At 40.2% G+C, this 16,013-nt stretch carries 17 protein-coding genes and 1 pseudogene; 6 read left to right on the forward strand and 12 right to left on the reverse strand.

What is annotated here, in order from left to right:
• The coding region (locus tag NI389_RS17135) for a sulfotransferase family protein (protein ID WP_308362610.1) at positions 1-741 on the forward strand (741 nt) is incomplete at its 5' end.
• A 196-nt stretch (positions 742-937) separates the two neighbouring features.
• Here the strand turns inward: NI389_RS17135 and NI389_RS17140 are convergent.
• Both NI389_RS17140 and NI389_RS17145 read right to left on the reverse strand, forming a co-directional pair.
• Positions 938-1,853, reverse strand: a pseudogene (locus NI389_RS17140) (alpha/beta fold hydrolase).
• Between the two features lie 122 nt (positions 1,854-1,975).
• Positions 1,976-2,818 (reverse strand): GNAT family N-acetyltransferase, encoded by an 843-nt coding sequence (locus NI389_RS17145; RefSeq protein WP_308362611.1) that lies wholly within the window; start codon positions 2,816-2,818, stop codon positions 1,976-1,978.
• A 180-nt stretch (positions 2,819-2,998) separates the two neighbouring features.
• Between NI389_RS17145 and rlmF the strand changes: the two genes are divergently transcribed.
• Positions 2,999-3,856 (forward strand): 23S rRNA (adenine(1618)-N(6))-methyltransferase RlmF, encoded by an 858-nt coding sequence (gene rlmF, locus NI389_RS17150; protein ID WP_308362612.1) that lies wholly within the window; start codon positions 2,999-3,001, stop codon positions 3,854-3,856.
• Positions 3,857-3,920: 64 nt separating this feature from the next.
• On the opposite strand, the gene NI389_RS17155 is transcribed toward rlmF, so the two are convergent.
• Positions 3,921-4,391 (reverse strand): hypothetical protein, encoded by a 471-nt coding sequence (locus NI389_RS17155; RefSeq protein ID WP_308362613.1) that lies wholly within the window; start codon positions 4,389-4,391, stop codon positions 3,921-3,923.
• Between the two features lie 794 nt (positions 4,392-5,185).
• Between NI389_RS17155 and NI389_RS17160 the strand changes: the two genes are divergently transcribed.
• The gene (locus NI389_RS17160; RefSeq protein ID WP_308362614.1) at positions 5,186-5,584 is read left to right on the forward strand and encodes an RlmF-related methyltransferase; all 399 of its coding nucleotides are present in this window, start codon (positions 5,186-5,188) and stop codon (positions 5,582-5,584) included.
• Between the two features lie 146 nt (positions 5,585-5,730).
• Here the strand turns inward: NI389_RS17160 and NI389_RS17165 are convergent, their stop codons facing one another.
• The 3 genes from NI389_RS17165 to NI389_RS17175 form a co-directional block, all read right to left on the reverse strand.
• Positions 5,731-6,000, reverse strand: a complete 270-nt coding sequence (locus NI389_RS17165; protein WP_308362615.1) for a DUF2059 domain-containing protein — start codon at positions 5,998-6,000, stop codon at positions 5,731-5,733.
• A 73-nt stretch (positions 6,001-6,073) separates the two neighbouring features.
• Positions 6,074-6,253 (reverse strand): hypothetical protein, encoded by a 180-nt coding sequence (locus tag NI389_RS17170; protein WP_308362616.1) that lies wholly within the window; start codon positions 6,251-6,253, stop codon positions 6,074-6,076.
• A gap of 147 nt (positions 6,254-6,400) precedes the next feature.
• A complete protein-coding gene (locus NI389_RS17175; RefSeq protein ID WP_308362617.1) occupies positions 6,401-7,159 on the reverse strand; it encodes a LytR/AlgR family response regulator transcription factor in 759 nt (252 codons plus the stop codon).
• 249 nt (positions 7,160-7,408) lie between these two features.
• Here NI389_RS17175 and NI389_RS17180 point away from each other — a divergent pair, with 249 nt between their 5' ends.
• Positions 7,409-8,578 (forward strand): acyltransferase family protein, encoded by a 1,170-nt coding sequence (locus NI389_RS17180; protein ID WP_308362618.1) that lies wholly within the window; start codon positions 7,409-7,411, stop codon positions 8,576-8,578.
• A gap of 46 nt (positions 8,579-8,624) precedes the next feature.
• Here NI389_RS17180 and NI389_RS17185 read toward each other — a convergent pair whose 3' ends face one another.
• The 6 genes from NI389_RS17185 to NI389_RS17210 form a co-directional block, all read right to left on the reverse strand.
• Positions 8,625-10,034: an ATP-binding protein gene (locus tag NI389_RS17185; RefSeq protein ID WP_308362619.1), complete on the reverse strand. Its 1,410-nt coding sequence runs from the start codon at positions 10,032-10,034 to the stop codon at positions 8,625-8,627.
• A 132-nt stretch (positions 10,035-10,166) separates the two neighbouring features.
• Positions 10,167-10,751 carry a thymidine kinase gene (locus NI389_RS17190; protein WP_308362620.1) on the reverse strand — a complete coding sequence of 195 codons (585 nt, stop codon included), beginning with the start codon at positions 10,749-10,751 and terminating at the stop codon, positions 10,167-10,169.
• Positions 10,752-10,813: 62 nt separating this feature from the next.
• Entirely contained in the window at positions 10,814-11,581 is a 768-nt protein-coding gene (locus tag NI389_RS17195; RefSeq protein WP_308362621.1) for a substrate-binding periplasmic protein, read from the reverse strand.
• A 127-nt stretch (positions 11,582-11,708) separates the two neighbouring features.
• Entirely contained in the window at positions 11,709-12,170 is a 462-nt protein-coding gene (locus NI389_RS17200; RefSeq protein WP_308362622.1) for a methylated-DNA--[protein]-cysteine S-methyltransferase, read from the reverse strand.
• Complete coding sequence (locus NI389_RS17205) at positions 12,167-13,528, reverse strand: DNA-3-methyladenine glycosylase 2 family protein (RefSeq protein WP_308362623.1); 1,362 nt, start codon at positions 13,526-13,528, stop codon at positions 12,167-12,169. The genes NI389_RS17200 and NI389_RS17205 overlap by 4 nt, the downstream gene beginning before the upstream one ends.
• Positions 13,529-13,609: 81 nt before the next feature.
• The gene (locus tag NI389_RS17210; protein ID WP_308362624.1) at positions 13,610-14,089 is read right to left on the reverse strand and encodes a GNAT family N-acetyltransferase; all 480 of its coding nucleotides are present in this window, start codon (positions 14,087-14,089) and stop codon (positions 13,610-13,612) included.
• A 275-nt stretch (positions 14,090-14,364) separates the two neighbouring features.
• Here NI389_RS17210 and NI389_RS17215 point away from each other — a divergent pair, with 275 nt between their 5' ends.
• The gene (locus NI389_RS17215; protein ID WP_308362625.1) at positions 14,365-14,649 is read left to right on the forward strand and encodes a hypothetical protein; all 285 of its coding nucleotides are present in this window, start codon (positions 14,365-14,367) and stop codon (positions 14,647-14,649) included.
• Between the two features lie 241 nt (positions 14,650-14,890).
• Positions 14,891-16,006: an efflux RND transporter periplasmic adaptor subunit gene (locus tag NI389_RS17220; RefSeq protein WP_308362626.1), complete on the forward strand. Its 1,116-nt coding sequence runs from the start codon at positions 14,891-14,893 to the stop codon at positions 16,004-16,006.
• Positions 16,007-16,013 lie beyond the last annotated feature (7 nt).

Raw genomic sequence — 16,013 nt, forward strand, 5'->3', positions numbered from 1 at the left:
CACCGGAGTGAAGATTTCAAGTCTGCATTTTTACATTATAAATTGGCAAATGAGGCTCAGTACACTCAATGTCACTTCCAAACCGAAGACATGCTTCCATTTTTTGGTTCGATAAAATCGGTATGTGGCAGTGATTTTTTTAACCAATCTCTCGATAAAGTTACTGCGACATTTACGCCTGTGTTTATTGTAGGTTTACCACGTACAGGCTCTACTTTGCTTGAGCAAATGCTGATCCAACACGAAAACATCGACTCTTTAGGTGAAAATACGGCAATAAGTGACAAGGTTGTAAGCTATTTAGAAAAACGCGTCGAAGCACCTTTTCCAGAATGTCTGCACCGTTTGAGTACCCATGTCCTTGATTACGGACGAGAGATTTATACCAATGAAATTCGTAACGCGCGAATTGAAGCGCCTTACGTCATTAACAAGCTTCCTTCGAATTTTCAATCTATTGGGGTGATCCGTAAATTATTTCCTGATGCGCGCTTTATTCATGTCACTCGAGAGTTTAATGCGAATGCATGGTCCGTGTATTCTAATTATTTTGAACACGATGAACCTTATTTTTGCTCTGCAAGGGAATACCAAATTTATGCTCAAGCAGAAGAAGAACTGATGACACATTTCAAGCAATGTATTGGTCGCCATATTCACACGGTCAGCTATGAAACGCTCTTAGCTGAACCGGAAAAAACCATTAAAAGTACACTCAACTTTTTTAGATCAGTATTATGACCCTGAATGCATGAACTACTATAAAGGGAAACGATTGGTCCATACATTGAGTAAGTCACAAGTACGCCAACCCTTAACAAAAGCGCCTATTGAGGCTTGGAAAAAATACCAAAAAGATTTTGAGGGCCTTTTAAACCAGGAATCAGTAAGCCCGTAAATTCAATTATCTAATTAACTCTACGGGTTGGCAAAGCGATTACAGAGACCTATTTTTAAGATGGGATTGGAACCAGAATAACGCGTCTTGAAATTGATCGAGACGTGCATTCGGGTGCGTAAGCATATTAATGTGGTCATAATTGCATTTATGGCCAAAACGTTTGCCAAAAATCCTAATTTCCTGTGTGCCTAAACCCGACTCTTCCATAAATTTTTTAATGTCGATTGGTTGTGCCAATGCTTTGTCCTTAACACCTGCAATATGCAAAATTGGCGGTAGTGCCATCTTGGAAAGCGTCTTGGCATAATCAAAGTTATCATCTGAATCTACCCAAGGTTTAATTTTCGCCCATTCCATACTTTGGCGATGTGACTTTACTGTTTCTTCATCGCTTCCCCACTTTAACTTTCGTGCAGGTAGGTATCCATGTTTCTTAGCTAAAATAGGTGCTAGACCATACCAAATCAGATTTCCCTGTATAAACTTTTGCGGGTGTCGGTTATAAAGGCTGCGTTTAGAGCCAAAATATACACAGGCATCAACGTGTGAAATCATCTCTGGAAAGCGCGCGAAATAACTGTTCATCAACACACCGCCCCAAGAATGGGCGACCCAAAAGCGAGGATATTTACCCCTGAGTCCCCCTTTATTCCTTCCAACATAGTCGGAATGTCTTCTAGGATAGCTTCAGTCTGTCCGTAGCTATGACCTGGGCCAATATTAGGGATACTCTTTCCGCGACCTCGCAGATCGGCAACGTAACAATCATAGCCATGCTCAGCCAGAAATGGCGCCAACCCTTTGTTGGATTCCGTATATAAAAAATTTTGCCATTTTCGACAGCTCCGTGCATGAAAAACACCGGTTCACCTGTGTTTTCATCATCGTAAATTCGACGTAAATGCAGTTTTGCACCACCAAATGGAAGCAATATCGATTCTTGTTTGATCATCCTGATGTCTTTTATTTTTGTAAAATCAAACTCATCGTACCAGCTAAGACTATCGACAGCAATCACGGCAACCCAGCTCGCCGTTTATGAAATACTTAGGCTTGTTTCCTCCTATCCAAATTTCAAAAAGACGTAATACCAAAGATTCTTCTAACATCAAGTTTAGGAATGTTACCTGTGTACATACGTGCAGTTTCAAAACAGGGCTTCATCGCATAATTATCCACTAATGCTAACGCCTGTTCGTTAATTGCAGGAACATCGAGATATATAGTATCACCTTCCCGTAAACGAGACTGAACTGCGTCAAAAAGTGCTTGCGCGTACTCTATTTTATCGGCGAATAGTGGCCCGACCTTAACACCCTTTTCGCAATATCGAGCAACGGCATACCCTTTCAGTTTACCTTCGATGAGGTATCCAAACGCAATATGCTCAGGATGTTCAATCCAGTTTTTCAAAAATTCTTTACGTTCAACTGGGAAAAAGGCAGTTTCAAACTGTGCCACTTTATCGAATGCAACGTCGATAAGGTCACAAACCTCTCCCGAAATTGATTTCGGTGCGACGACAGAACCTTCAAAACGAATATTTTGATAGGCGAATTTAAATCCCGATTTTTTGTAATTATCTTGCTGTGCCACAACACCGTCTAATCCAACATTGATCCCTGAAAGATAGTTCATACCTGCTTGCCAAAGTTTATAACCAAAACCTTTTCCACGATATTCAGGTTTTACAATGTAAAACCCCAAAAAACCAAACTCATTGCCATAGTTAACCACCGAAATACTAGCAATAGGCTCGTCGCCTAAATACCCCATCAGGAACCCATTTGGATCGGCTCTATAGTAACATTCAGCATCAAATTTGCCCGGATTCCAGCCTTCAAGTTCGGCCCAGTTTGATGCCAGTTTAAGATCATCTAATGACATGGTTTTGATTGTATATTCCTGACTATTCATGTTGATTCCTATGTTATTTATCAATCAAAGTACTTGTACTATGCGTTGCCCACCGAATAGAGCTTAACATCCTCATTTACTTTGAGTTTCCAAAGATAGAAAGCACAGCATGATGGAATAGATTATGTTTGTTAGCTAGGTTTAAAGTATACTTAGCTTTTGCCTATAACACGAAGAACTGTGCATACTCGAAATATTCATCGCCAAGGCTACGATTTTAAGCAACTCGTTTCCGTATACCCTGCATTGTCCAATCATATCGTAATTACTCAAAGAGGACAGCAAAGCATTGATTTCTCAAATCAAACAGCAGTTATTACGCTTAACCAAGCCTTACTTAAGTTGCATTATGGGATAGATTTTTGGACTGTGCCAAACCCATTTTTGTGTCCTCCCATCCCAGGACGTGTAGACTACATTCATCATTTAGCCGAATTTCTAGAAATACAACCTGATTTTCATTCTCACGATAAGGTCAAAGGGCTGGATATTGGGACTGGTGCTTCCGCTATTTATCCTATTTTGGGACTAAAATGCTATAGCTGGCAATTTGTCGGTTCTGACATTAATAAAGACGCACTAAAGTTAGCGAAACAATGGTCTGAGTTTAATAACCTTGGCCTGAAATTCCGACATCAACCAAATGGCGAAATGATGTTCGATAATATTATTAAACCTGGTGAGCAGTTTACATTTACTATGTGCAACCCGCCGTTTCACGCTTCAGCACAAGAAGCACAAGCGGGCACAGAACGAAAGTGGCGTAACTTAAAAGGAAAGACTCAATCGAATCTCAATTTTGGTGGTCATGCACCGGAATTGTGGTGCGAAGGGGGTGAACTGACGTTTATTAAAAACATGATCAGTGAAAGCCAGCAATATTCGGAACAGGTAAATTGGTTTACGAGTCTCGTGTCAAAATCCGATCATTTAAACTCTCTTGAAAAACACGCAAAAGATTTGGGCGTCACCAATTGGAAAGTTGTCGATATGGAACAAGGGAGTAAACAAAGTCGATTTGTCGCTTGGAATTGGTAGCAATATTTTATATTAAGTATCCTAGGTATAGGAAGCATTCACTTCCTATACCATTATTATATATTTAACTTTGGACTGATTCTGTCTGACTTGAAGAAACAACATTTTGTTTACTTTGAATCTCAGCCAAATCGTTAATACAATAGTTAATATAATAAACATTAAACAGGAACGTATAAAACCCATTCATACGAAGGTCTATTTTATACTCGTTTGTTGCATATTCCTGTAATGCCGTTTTAGCCCTAAATGCCCACAAGATATAAAGCACTGCGCTCGAAATTGAGAGTAATCCCGCCACAGCATCTACAGCAGCAACACCAGAACCTTGAAAAGTACCACCAAGCCCAACACATACAGCAATATAAATTGGATAGTTATCGTCTACGAGTTCTTTTTTTGTAATAGACGCTATTATTTTCGAATTTTTGAATAGCCAAAGAATTAAGTAAATTCCTGCTGTAGCAATTGACAACAAAACAAAATTGGTAGTTTTTGTATTTACTTGTTCTTTAAGCTCGGTAATAGATGACATGTTTCTTCCTTATCCAATAGGTATAATTTCCATCATTGCAAGCAAAAAAGACTTGCATTATCCATGCTCGGAAGATTGACCCTTGACCGATAAAATAAGCTTTTAAAGGAAAGGTTTAGAAATGAATTACAGCCATCAATTGTCAAGTTAGATCCTTTTTATAAACTTTAACAACGAACTAATCCATGTCCATCAATCAAACGACCGGTTACAAATGTAAAATATTTCCTAGGGCGTTTTCAAGTTATTATTTGAAATTTTATATGATATTAATATTACATCACAACTTTAGAGCTCATTCCGCAAGTGGCGAAATACAATAGTGAAACTTTAAAACCAAAATTCGTGCAATATATTAAATATTTTCCATTCAAGAAACCACACCTTAAATAAAGCTGCTAGTTTACTTTTAAATTAGTAACCTCCTTCCATAAATGAGTAACTACTACCTATTGCCATCTAAAAGATCGAACTCCTCATTGCTGATTAACAATCGTTTAATTTACATGATGATCAACTCCATTACTGTGATGAGCTAGGGTGTTTTGTTGCGCTATGCCATATTAGGCATCATAACGTTGACTAAGGGTCGTTACGTTCGGATTTGAAAATGTTCCGTGCTGGATTTGAAGCTTTCAAATTCGGAGACCCTAACTAAAAGCGCTCTATAGTGCTTCAAAACCAAGAAACGTTCCCTAGTGACTAAGCACACCGTTCATCGTCGATTTTCTTATAAATTGAAACTTTTTTCAACTTTCTTTCACGAGAATCCAAGTTCTTAGATTTAATACACTATGAATAATTTACCCCTTCCTTTCCCTTTTCACACTTCAGCACAAGAAGCACAAGCGGGCACAGAACGAAAGTGGCGTAACTTAAAAGGAAAGACTCAATCGAATCTCAATTTTGGTGGTCATGCACCGGAATTGTGGTGCGAAGGGGGTGAACTGACGTTTATTAAAAACATGATCAGTGAAAGCCAGCAATATTCGGAACAGGTAAATTGGTTTACGAGTCTCGTGTCAAAATCCGATAATTTAAACTCTCTTGAAAAACACGCAAAAGATTTGGGCGTCACCAATTGGAAAGTTGTCGATATGGAACAAGGGAGTAAACAAAGTCGATTTGTCGCTTGGAATTGGTCAGCGCAGCCTCATCAAAAGGACGAAGTCCATTTTATCAGTTCGAATTGATTTGATGTTCCAACTGCCTGTTAAGATGGATAAGACTGGCTCTTCACAAAGAGCCAGCACCTTTACAAAGCTAAACACCATAATTGATCAAAAAATCGTGCCACACAACAAACAAAAGGCTTAAGGCACATATTTAACAAGTATGATTAGTTTTTATTAGTCGCTTGTGTATTTGCTTTTTCTGCTCGCTTTACTTCAAGTTTCTCATTAAATTCCTGACTCAACTCCTGAATTTTTGGTAAGAAACTTTGAACCATCTTCATAGAAACTTGCATTGTATCCGACATTACCTGAGGCATTTTCGTTAGCATGGAACGTCCAGACTCAGACTCATAAAATGCTAACATATCCGAAATTTCCTTTTCAGTGTAATGCTTTAAATAAACATCAATAATGTCTGCTCGCATTTTATCCATACTCATTTCCGTACGCATTACATCAAAAAGTTGCTTCGTGTGTTCATCAAATAACGCTTGTTCTTCTGGCGTTTTACCTAGTTTGGGGTGAATTTTTCACTATAGATTGCTGCATCTGGTTATACATTGATTCCATCATTGAATCCATTTGCATTGAAGTGAGTAGCGATTCTACTGCTTCGCGTCGCGCATCTTGCGCTTGTACGTAAAATGAAAATAGCAAACTAAAGCCTAAAACGAGCAGTTTTTTCATACTAAATCTCCATGTTTTGATGAAATAATTTATCTTTTTGCTAACTACATCAATAAGATGCTAATAACGCTTCAAATTACCACAAACCTCAATTAGGAACAATAAAATCAACTCTACCTATTGGATATCGTTACTTCGAGAATCAACTCAACTAAAGCTACGTTTAAACTCATCTTTGTATCGCCTTGATAAAGGTAAATGAGTTCCGGCCTTTAGTTTAATCTCTCCATCTCCACTTGCCTGATATTGAATGCTTTCAATAGCATGATGATTTACGCTATAGCTACGGTGAATGCGGCTAAAACCTGCAGCTTTAAGCCTCTGTGACACATTAGATAAAGTGCCTCGAAGCGGATATACACGGCCATTACTGTGTAGGTTGACGTAGTTACCTGATGATTCGAGCCATTCAATTTCGGCAACTTTAACCAAAAACTCTTTATCCAGTTTTCTAACCAAGAAATGTTCCGGATAAGGCACTACTGAATTACCATCTGGAGCTTGTTCACTAGTGATAGGAACTGCTTCTCCTTTCACCCTAGAAAAACCAAATCGCACAAGATGATATACAACATACAAAGAAACATAGCCCCATGCATCTTTGCGGTATTCGTACCATCCTTCTCTCATCCAATCACCAAAATCATATAGTCCACCTGCCACTAAATAGACTAAATGGCGAATTAAAACCATTAAAGCAATATGGCCTAAACTGAACACAATCGTTCCTACTAAATGAACTAAAATCTGTTTGCGAATATAACTAAAACGAGGTGGAAATGTTCGAAAAAACCAAAACAACAACGGCATTAAGCAAAATGTGCTCAACGCACTGGAGTATTCCCAAACAATCGGCTCCCACAACGAAATACTCGGATTGCCATGTCGAGTAAACACTCCATCCATTGCGTTGACGCATTGATGGAATTATTGATGAAAAGGTAGATTGCCAAGCATATATAACCATAAAAACGTTGATGTTGGTCTAGACGTTCAAACCAAGTATTTTTTTTATCCCCAATATCCACCGCTAATCCCTAAAACAAGTCAGAACAAACACTTATGCGTATTTTTTTGGACGTGTCACGTCACACTTGAGAAAAATATAACTGGAGCTGGCTATGGAAAACAACCTTAATCTTCGTCGTTATGATATTGATTGGATACGTACAATCGCTTTTAGGCGTCCTAATTCTATATCACATCGGCATGTACTACGTTGCTGATTGGGGATGGCATATTAAAAGTGACACGACTTACGTCTGGCTACAAGATGTTATGGTGTTAACAAATCCTTGGCGAATGTCGTTGCTGTTTTTTATTAGCGCTGTTGCCTTGTCGCTCGTTTTAAAACGTTATCATGCTCAAGACTTGCTCCTGATTCGAAGTAAACGCTTATTAATTCCGCTCATTTTCGGTATGTTTACCATTGTCGCCCCCCAGGTTTACGTCGAAGCACTTAGCCAACAGCTCATAGAGCCAGGCTTTCTCTCTTTTTGGAGTCAATACATCAATCCTAAAACAACATTGCTGACTAAACATCACTCCCCTATAGGGCTTCTTACGTGGAATCATCTCTGGTTTTTACCTTATTTATGGCTTTATAGCGCCATTGTTATTGTGCTTCACCCGATACTATTGGACATAGCAAATGCAAAGTGGTTTTCGAATATTTCAGCGAGATCGTTTGTTATTCTCACAATGACATCGATTGTCTTAAGTTGGTACTTTCTAAGGGAGTCGTATCCTCCATCAAACGCGTTGGTAGGTGACTGGTACAATCATGCTAAATATTTTGGTGCCTTTATTCTTGGGTACTTTTTTCCTCGACACATTATTTGGTGGTCAAAACTCATTGAAAAACGACGTCTATTTTTAATGCTGGCCGTAACTAGTTACATGTTTATTTTATTGGATAGACATGGGATGTTTGCCTCTCTTGCTGAGATGTATAAAACCAATGATGTGGTAAAGATCTTATATGGCTACCTATTTTCGATGAACCATTGGGGATTTATGTTTGCCGTGGTGGGATATGCTGGATATTGGCTAAATCGACCCAGTCCTGTGTTACGTTATTTGAATGAAGCTATCTTGCCATATTACATTCTCCATCAAACGCTCATCGTCGTGTTCGCTTGGTGGCTTAAGCCATATTTATTCCATCCTATCATCGAGTTTCCGCTTTTACTTGTGTCCACTCTGGCTGGTTGTGCAATAGGATTTGAAATCGTGAAACGCGTGCAAATATTTCGATGGTTGTTTGGATTAAAACGCTCAGGGGAATCGGACTCGATAAAATACGCTTTTAGTAACTCAAAGTAATTTGTCGTTTAATCGAGTGCGCATTGTCAAAGGCGTGCTGAATTTATCAATGAGGTTTGCCTACTGGAAGCACAATGTGTACTCGAGTATGCAAACCGAGCTGAGACTCTACATACATATCGCCAAAATGGCTTTTAATAATCGCTATCGCGATGCTGAGCCCAAGACCTGTACCCGAGCCAATCGGTTTAGTGGTAAAGAACGGGTCAAATATGCGATTTAAAATATCAGGTTCGACTCCCCTGCCGTTGTCTTCAATTAGAATTTCTAAGCTGTCTTTATCTAAAGGTTTAATTGAGATGAGCACTTTACCTTCCGCTTTGTCTACAACCGCTTCATACGCATTCTTAATTACATTAGTTATTGCTGTACCTATTTGGCAACCAATACATCGGATCAAAAAATCTTCTGGAATTTGAGTTTCAACAACACAACAATGCGGTTTTATTTCCTGTGACTTTTCCAAAGCAAGCTGAATCATTTTGGATAAATTAACGTCTTCGACAGCTTGTACCTCTTGTGCCGTAAATACACCTAAATCTTTCACTATCGCCTGAATGCGATTGAGGCCAAGTTTGACATCCCCCATTAAGTCATTCGCGTCGTCGAAGACCCAATCAAGTTGGTAATTCTTTTTCAAAACCTCGAGCTGCTGAAGATACTGTTCTTCATTTGAAATCGAAGCATTTACTGTGTCTTTCCACATTGATTGCCACTTGCCAAGATAAGACTCTAAAAATTCAAGGTTAGAAAATAGAAAACCAAGTGGATTATTAATTTCATGTGCAACACCTGCAGCCAATTGACCGAGTGAGGCAAGTTTTTCAGCCTGAACAAGCGCAAATTGCTGGCGTTCGATTTCAGCCATTGCATCAACAAGTTCATCATTGGACGCTTTTAGCTCGGCGGTGCGTTGTTCTACTTTCAACTCCAAACTTTGATTAAGTAGCGCAAGTTCATCAGATAAATGCTTGAGTTTTGAGACATGTTCAAATGCCCTCAATGCAGCCGTAACCGTCGAGAACAACCGTTCTTTCGTCAGTTCTGTCTTGCATTTGTAATCATTGATATCGTACTGCTGCATAACAACCTGTTCAGGGACATCCCCTGGCTGTCCGGTCCGCAGCACAATTTGCACAGTATCATTCATCAAGGTATTACGAATTTGCTCTGCACATCGAAGTCCCGCATCGTTTGTTTCCATGATGACGTCGAGAAGAACGAGCGCTACGCTTGGTTTGTCTCGAAGGATAGATAAAGCTTCGTCGCCGCTGTAGGCATGGAGTATTGCAAGTTTTTTTCCATGATACATGAAATTATTGAGGACTAATTTAGATAGAATATGCACCTGCTCATCATCATCGACGATAAGTACTGGCCATGCTCGTTCGTCATGACTCTCATGTTCGTCAGATTCTTTCTGAAAGAAACTTAAAGGCGCATCTTTGTCTATCATTTCGGCCAGATACTCACATTTTTTAGAATGTTTGTCTGTTCTTACGAGAGCAAATAACGATGATTAATTCATAGAATCGCATTTGCACACTAAAGTAATCTTGGGCCGAAATGACCAATTTTACAAATTGAGTTAGCAGACTTTCGCTAACTCTTCTTTATAATGTGCTCGACATACCGATACGTATCGGTCATTGCCACCTATTTCCACTTGGGCGCCATCTGCAACTGCAAGACCCTGCTCGTCTAACCTCAACACATGGTTTGCTTTGCGTCCACAATGACAAATTGTCTTCAATTCAATTAATTTATCTGCCCACGCAAGTAAATATTGAGCACCTAAAAATAGTTCGCCTCGAAAATCCGTTCGTAATCCATAACACAAAACTGGAATACCCAAATGGTCAACGACGTCAGTCAATTGGAGCACTTGATCTTTTGTTAGAAACTGCGACTCATCGACCAAAATACAATCCAGTTTTTGCTTTTGGTGTGCGTCGCTAATTAAGGCAAGCACGTTGGTTTCGTTTTCATAAACGTGTGCATCGGCTTCAAGACCGATACGACTCGCTACTTTTCCAACTCCTGAGCGATTGTCAATTGCTGCTGTAAGAATAAAAGGCGTCATACCTCTTTCGCGATAATTGAATGCGGATTGCAGAAGGGTTGTCGACTTGCCCGCGTTCATCGCGGAATAATAAAAATACAGCTGTGCCATTGTCATTACCTTATAGAAAATCCAATGGATAATATCAAACAACAGCTAAAAAACGAAAGAACTCAGTCTTCCAATCCTTTCATAATGTATTTCAAATAGAGCGGTGTGCTCGGCATCTTTTCTAAATGTTGCCAAACCGCATTTACAGTAGAGGGATGCTCTTTTGCATATCCTTTTGAAAACGCGACAAATCCATAATTCATCTCAGATGCTGGATACTTTGCAGCAAGGCTATCTGAGTGCAAAAAGCCAATCACTTTTTCTTGGCCGATTTCACAAATCCCCACCGTTGCATCAACAACACCTTTTAACACCAAATCGTAAGCATCGTTTTGCGAGTAAGTATTTATCACTCGGTAACCTTGTTCGGCTAAAACAGATGAAACGGAATAACCATTTGGAACGGCTACCGTGACACTTGCCGTGCCTTGAAGACGATTAACACGAGTCTTTTTAACGATTAAACAAGAACCAAATTGGCTAATTGCTTTACGAGTGTGCAAACGCCCATCCACTCGTTTAGGAAATACCATAAAAGATTCACGTTCCTCTCGGTAAGAGGCGATAACCGCGTCGACTTTGTTTAAAGTAAGATCTGCTAAACAACGTTTCCAAGGACGTCTTACAAATTGAAAATGAATATGCGGGTCAGCAATGGTTATCTTTTGCAAAATCTCAATACTTGCACCTGGGTCTTCTTTGGGTACGTCAAAACCTTCTCCCATAAACATTGGGGGAAGTGCTTTATCTTCGTAGCAAAAGATAATTTCAGAACCATAGCACGTTATTGAGCAAAAAAGGCTAAACACCCAGATAGCGACAAATTTCATGGAGTCTCGAAGAAGCTTGCTCTCGCATAGTTAGTAAGTGAAGCATAGTAAAAAATCGCTAACTTTTCGATCCTTATTTGCCACAATTCTGTATTTATAGAGAGATAAGCACATGATACTGGGAAATTTAATGATAATGTTCCCTTTCATGCTCAAGTAACCAAGCTTTGGCATTAATACCACCTGCATACCCCGTTAAGGTCCCATTGGCACCAATAATTCGATGACAAGGCACAATAAAACTGATTGGGTTTTTACCGTTGGCAGCCCCAACCGCTCGAACAGCCTTGGGGTTATCTAGTTTATTCGCTATCCAACTATAGCTATAGGTTAGGCCATAAGGAATGGTACTGAGTATTTGCCAAACGGAGCGCTGAAAAATTGTCCCTTTTACGTCGAGCTTAACCTCAAACTCAAATCTTCTTCCATTGAAATACTCTGTTAATTCCGTCATTCCTTGGATTAAATGCTTATTAGAACCTTTTACTTCTTCATATATCGGATGAAAACCAACATAACACAGTCCATTTTCCGTCGCTTGTAAGGTAATTTCACCAATTGGCGATGGCATTTTAGCAGTAAGGATCATAATAAACTCCATAGTTGAAACGTTAAATATGAGCGAAATGGCGCCGCATCTTCCTGCTTAAACTGTTCACACTTGCCCATCGCTTTAATGACTCCTAAGTCACCACCTAAAAAGATATCAGGATGGCTTTGTCCTCTCATTTGCGCATATTGGACTGTCCATGGACCTATTCCTTTAATCACCAACCATTCTTCAAGTTCCCGTGCAGGTGTCCGCCATTCATAGTCAGCTAATAACTTCAACGATGCTTTTCGCCTTTCTGGCATCTTGAAAAAATCAAGTTCACTTGTCGCGACTCGCTTAGGGGTTGGAAAGGTTTTAACATCCCCCCTTTGCACACCTAATTGATCATAAAGTGTTTGTACATAAGTTCGAGCCGCTTTTACCGACACTTGCTGCCCTAAAATAGCTCTTATCCCAGCTTCAAATGGGCTCCAAATACCTGGCAAACGAAGTCCTTCCACTAACTCAAAGTTAGCACTAACCTTCCCTTTCAGAAGATTCTCAATTACTGAACAATCCGCATCAAGATCGAGTACACGCCTAATGTTTTGCACCACAACATGCAAACCTTTGACGTCATTAATGTCAATATCAACCATGAAACCATGCTTTTCTTCATTAAGGGTTGCGGTGAAACGACCATAATACTCATGCAATTCAAAGGTTCGCCCATAACTGATATCCGAAACCCATTCGAGGCCTTTAATTAAGCGAGCAGCCAGAAAGCGTTGCAACACAACCCAGTTATAAGGCGGTCGATACGTTAAAAATAATCGAATAGATGTGGTAATCGGTTGCGACCCTTTTGCTCGCAAATGAGAAGGCGTGAGTTGATAAAGCTTCGAAAACGCGTCATTGAAACGGCGCACTGATGAAAACCCACTCGCGTAGGCAATGTCTGTGATGCTCAACTGAGATTGCTGTAACAATTGCTTAGCGAAATCACATTGCTTATAAAGTGCATAGGACTTAGGTGTCGTTGCAAAGTACTGCTGAAAAAGTTTGTTCAAATGGCGAACCGAAATTCCTAAACGGTCTGCAAGATCAGTCGTTGATCCCTCATTCAATGCGCCTTCATCAATCAGCTTTTTGGCTCGATTCGCGGTTGTCCCAGTCCCCTGCCAAGCATAACTTCCTGGGGCACTGTCAGGTCGACAACGTATGCAGGGCCTAAAACCCGCTTGTGCGGCTTGATGTGCAAATTCAAAATATTCAACATTTTGCTCTTTCGCCATCGGCGCAGGACATATGGGACGACAGTATATCCCGGTACTTTTCACTGCAACATAAAATAACCCATCGAAACGAGGGTCTCGCGATTGTCTCGCCGTCTGAAACTGAGTTTTGGTATACATAGTCGCACAAAGCCTGAAGGTGATAACTAAAGCTTATCACCTTCTAAGAACTAATTTAGCCACTTTTGGCACTGAACCTTATTATTCAGCTTTGGCAAAATCCACTAAAGCTTGTCCAGTGAGTCGATAGATAATCCATTCGCTTTGAGCCTGAGCACCTATACTTTCATAAAAATCAATTGCGGGCTTGTTCCAATCCAGTACAACCCATTCAAATCGACCGCATTTACGTTCTAACGCGTGATTTGCCAAGTACTTCATAATGGCTTTGCCTGCCCCTTTTCCTCGGTGGGATGGGCTCACAAATAAATCTTCTAAGTAAAGGCCGTTTTTACCAAGCCATGTAGAATAGTTAAAGAAGTACACTGCAAACCCGATGACTTCGTCGCCGTCAAAGCACAGAATTGCATGCGCCGTTGCGCCTTCACAAAACAAGGTATTGATGAGTTTTTCTTCGGTAGCGAAAACTGCATCAGGCTCTTTTTCATATATCGCTAACTCATTGATAAAATGTAGAATCGTAGAAACATCTTCAATTTCTGCTGGTCTAATCTGGAGCATTTTTCTCTTTTTTATTTGCAACTATTTGTATCCGTAATCTTCCATACCGTCAGAGTGATTGCAACTGCTTCACGTTAAAATTCAAAACGGCTTCCTAACATCACATCTCTAAACTGTTTTTTCACTGTGTCACCAAATGCATGACAATCTCGTTTAGATTTGATACCTTCTACGCAGAATAATTTATGGTAGTCATTTTGTTTTCAAGTACTCTATTTCGTTTAGTTACCTCGTTACTTTTGATGTGCATAGTGGCATTTCAGAGTATCGCTGCTATGGCTGATTCGAATGCGGTACATCAAATAACAGAAAGTCATTTACAAACTGAGCACGACCATCTCTTTGATACCAAAAAAACGGTAAACTCTGATTCTGAAGCAGATGGCCACCACATTAAAGATTGTCATCATTGTGGCCATTGCAGTGGTTCCCATATTAGTTGGGTCAACAGCGCTATCTCACCTAGCCTTGACGACGGCCTGACAACACACCTTTTCAACTGGATTAAACACCAATCCAAAGGCTATTACGCCTCCTTGCTTAGACCGCCCATTGCCTAGCGCATTTAAATTTCAATCACCTTTTTAAATTAAAATTTTCGGTAGACTCGCCTGCTCGGTTTTAATCCAGCTCAACATAATTGGGGTTGGTTAGACTGCTATGGTACTTGGATACAGTTACGTTCTACATACGTTTAGCGGCAATGATAGATAGTTTTCTAAAGCATTGCCTTTACATGTAGGAATTCCCGTGTCCTTCTCCATGAAATGAGCCGAGTTTGCCCCATGCTAGGTAAACGTTATGAATTTAAATTTCTCCGCGTCGACACGTGTCGCCGTGTTATTTTCCATGCTTATGCACTTTTCAGTTTTGGCAAACAACGCTGTTCATTTAGACGATGAACGCCAAGAAAACACTATCAAGTTAACGCCACAGCAAGTCGCCAACATTGGTCTTGAGATACAACAAATTAAACCAAGAACACACACCTCACTGTTGACTTTGCAGGGTGAAGTACGAGCGAATAACTACGCAAGCTACATTGTTACACCTAGAACCGAATCCATCGTCATACAAAGACATGTGAAACAAAACGACATAGTCAATCTAGGCACTCAGCTCGTTACACTATTCAGTCCAGATATCGCAAACGAACAAGCGAATTATCTGAGTGCATATCAAGAATGGCAGCGTGTAAAAAATTTAGGAAGCAGTATCATCAGTGACAAAGATAAACAGCTGATTAACATTGACTTTCGCCGCTCAACCGGAAAACTATTAGCGTTCGGCCTCGATCAGGGTCAAATCGATGCCTTGCCATCGATGCCATTGGATAAAATGGGCCAGTATGTCCTAAATGCAGAACAAGCAGGTGTTGTGATCAATGATGAATTTGTTCGTGGGCAACGCGTTGACGCTGGTACTCCTCTCTTTTTTATTACAGACGAATCGTCACTTTGGGTTGATGCGCAACTGCCATTGCAAGAAACGCTAAACGTCTTACCCGGTACGCAAGTCGAAGTGCAGGTATTGGGCCAGAAATTTGGTGCTATGGTCACTCAACAAAGTCATTTTGCACTCACCGATACTCGCTCACGAGTCGTACGACTCAATGTAAAAAATGAGAACGATCTATTGCATCCAGGCATGTTTGTCACAATCAAACTTCCCGCAAATAGACAAAATGTGAGTGTGGTACCAGAAAGCGCTCTGGTGCGTTCAAGCGATGGTGATTGGCAAGTATTCATCGAGCACGAATCTGGAGAATATGTCCCCATTGAAGTAAAACGTCTCGGCGAGTTTGAAGGAGGGATCGCCATTGATGATATCAATAGTGGTTCAAAAGTCGTTGTGAAAGGCGCTTTCTACTTGGCCTCCGAACTGGCTAAAGCTGGTTTTGATACGCATAACCATTAGGAGGCAA

It is taken from the genome of Pseudoalteromonas xiamenensis, assembly GCF_030994125.1.
GTDB classification, from domain to species: domain Bacteria; phylum Pseudomonadota; class Gammaproteobacteria; order Enterobacterales; family Alteromonadaceae; genus Pseudoalteromonas; species Pseudoalteromonas xiamenensis_B.

Bases quoted from the DNA above. Each gene is read 5' to 3' on its own strand.
- NI389_RS17200 (WP_308362622.1), bottom strand. From the start codon at position 12,170: ATGATCCTTACTGCTAAAATGCCATCGCCAATTGGTGAAATTACCTTA.
- NI389_RS17220 (WP_308362626.1), top strand. From the start codon at position 14,891: ATGAATTTAAATTTCTCCGCGTCGACACGTGTCGCCGTGTTATTTTCC.
- NI389_RS17165 (WP_308362615.1), bottom strand. From the start codon at position 6,000: ATGGATAAAATGCGAGCAGACATTATTGATGTTTATTTAAAGCATTAC.
- NI389_RS17155 (WP_308362613.1), bottom strand. From the start codon at position 4,391: ATGTCATCTATTACCGAGCTTAAAGAACAAGTAAATACAAAAACTACC.
- NI389_RS17145 (WP_308362611.1), bottom strand. From the start codon at position 2,818: ATGAATAGTCAGGAATATACAATCAAAACCATGTCATTAGATGATCTT.
- NI389_RS17175 (WP_308362617.1), bottom strand. From the start codon at position 7,159: ATGGATGGAGTGTTTACTCGACATGGCAATCCGAGTATTTCGTTGTGG.
- NI389_RS17195 (WP_308362621.1), bottom strand. From the start codon at position 11,581: ATGAAATTTGTCGCTATCTGGGTGTTTAGCCTTTTTTGCTCAATAACG.
- NI389_RS17215 (WP_308362625.1), top strand. From the start codon at position 14,365: ATGGCTGATTCGAATGCGGTACATCAAATAACAGAAAGTCATTTACAA.
- NI389_RS17170 (WP_308362616.1), bottom strand. From the start codon at position 6,253: ATGAAAAAACTGCTCGTTTTAGGCTTTAGTTTGCTATTTTCATTTTAC.
- NI389_RS17210 (WP_308362624.1), bottom strand. From the start codon at position 14,089: ATGCTCCAGATTAGACCAGCAGAAATTGAAGATGTTTCTACGATTCTA.
- NI389_RS17160 (WP_308362614.1), top strand. From the start codon at position 5,186: ATGAATAATTTACCCCTTCCTTTCCCTTTTCACACTTCAGCACAAGAA.
- NI389_RS17205 (WP_308362623.1), bottom strand. From the start codon at position 13,528: ATGTATACCAAAACTCAGTTTCAGACGGCGAGACAATCGCGAGACCCT.
- NI389_RS17190 (WP_308362620.1), bottom strand. From the start codon at position 10,751: ATGGCACAGCTGTATTTTTATTATTCCGCGATGAACGCGGGCAAGTCG.
- NI389_RS17185 (WP_308362619.1), bottom strand. From the start codon at position 10,034: ATGATAGACAAAGATGCGCCTTTAAGTTTCTTTCAGAAAGAATCTGAC.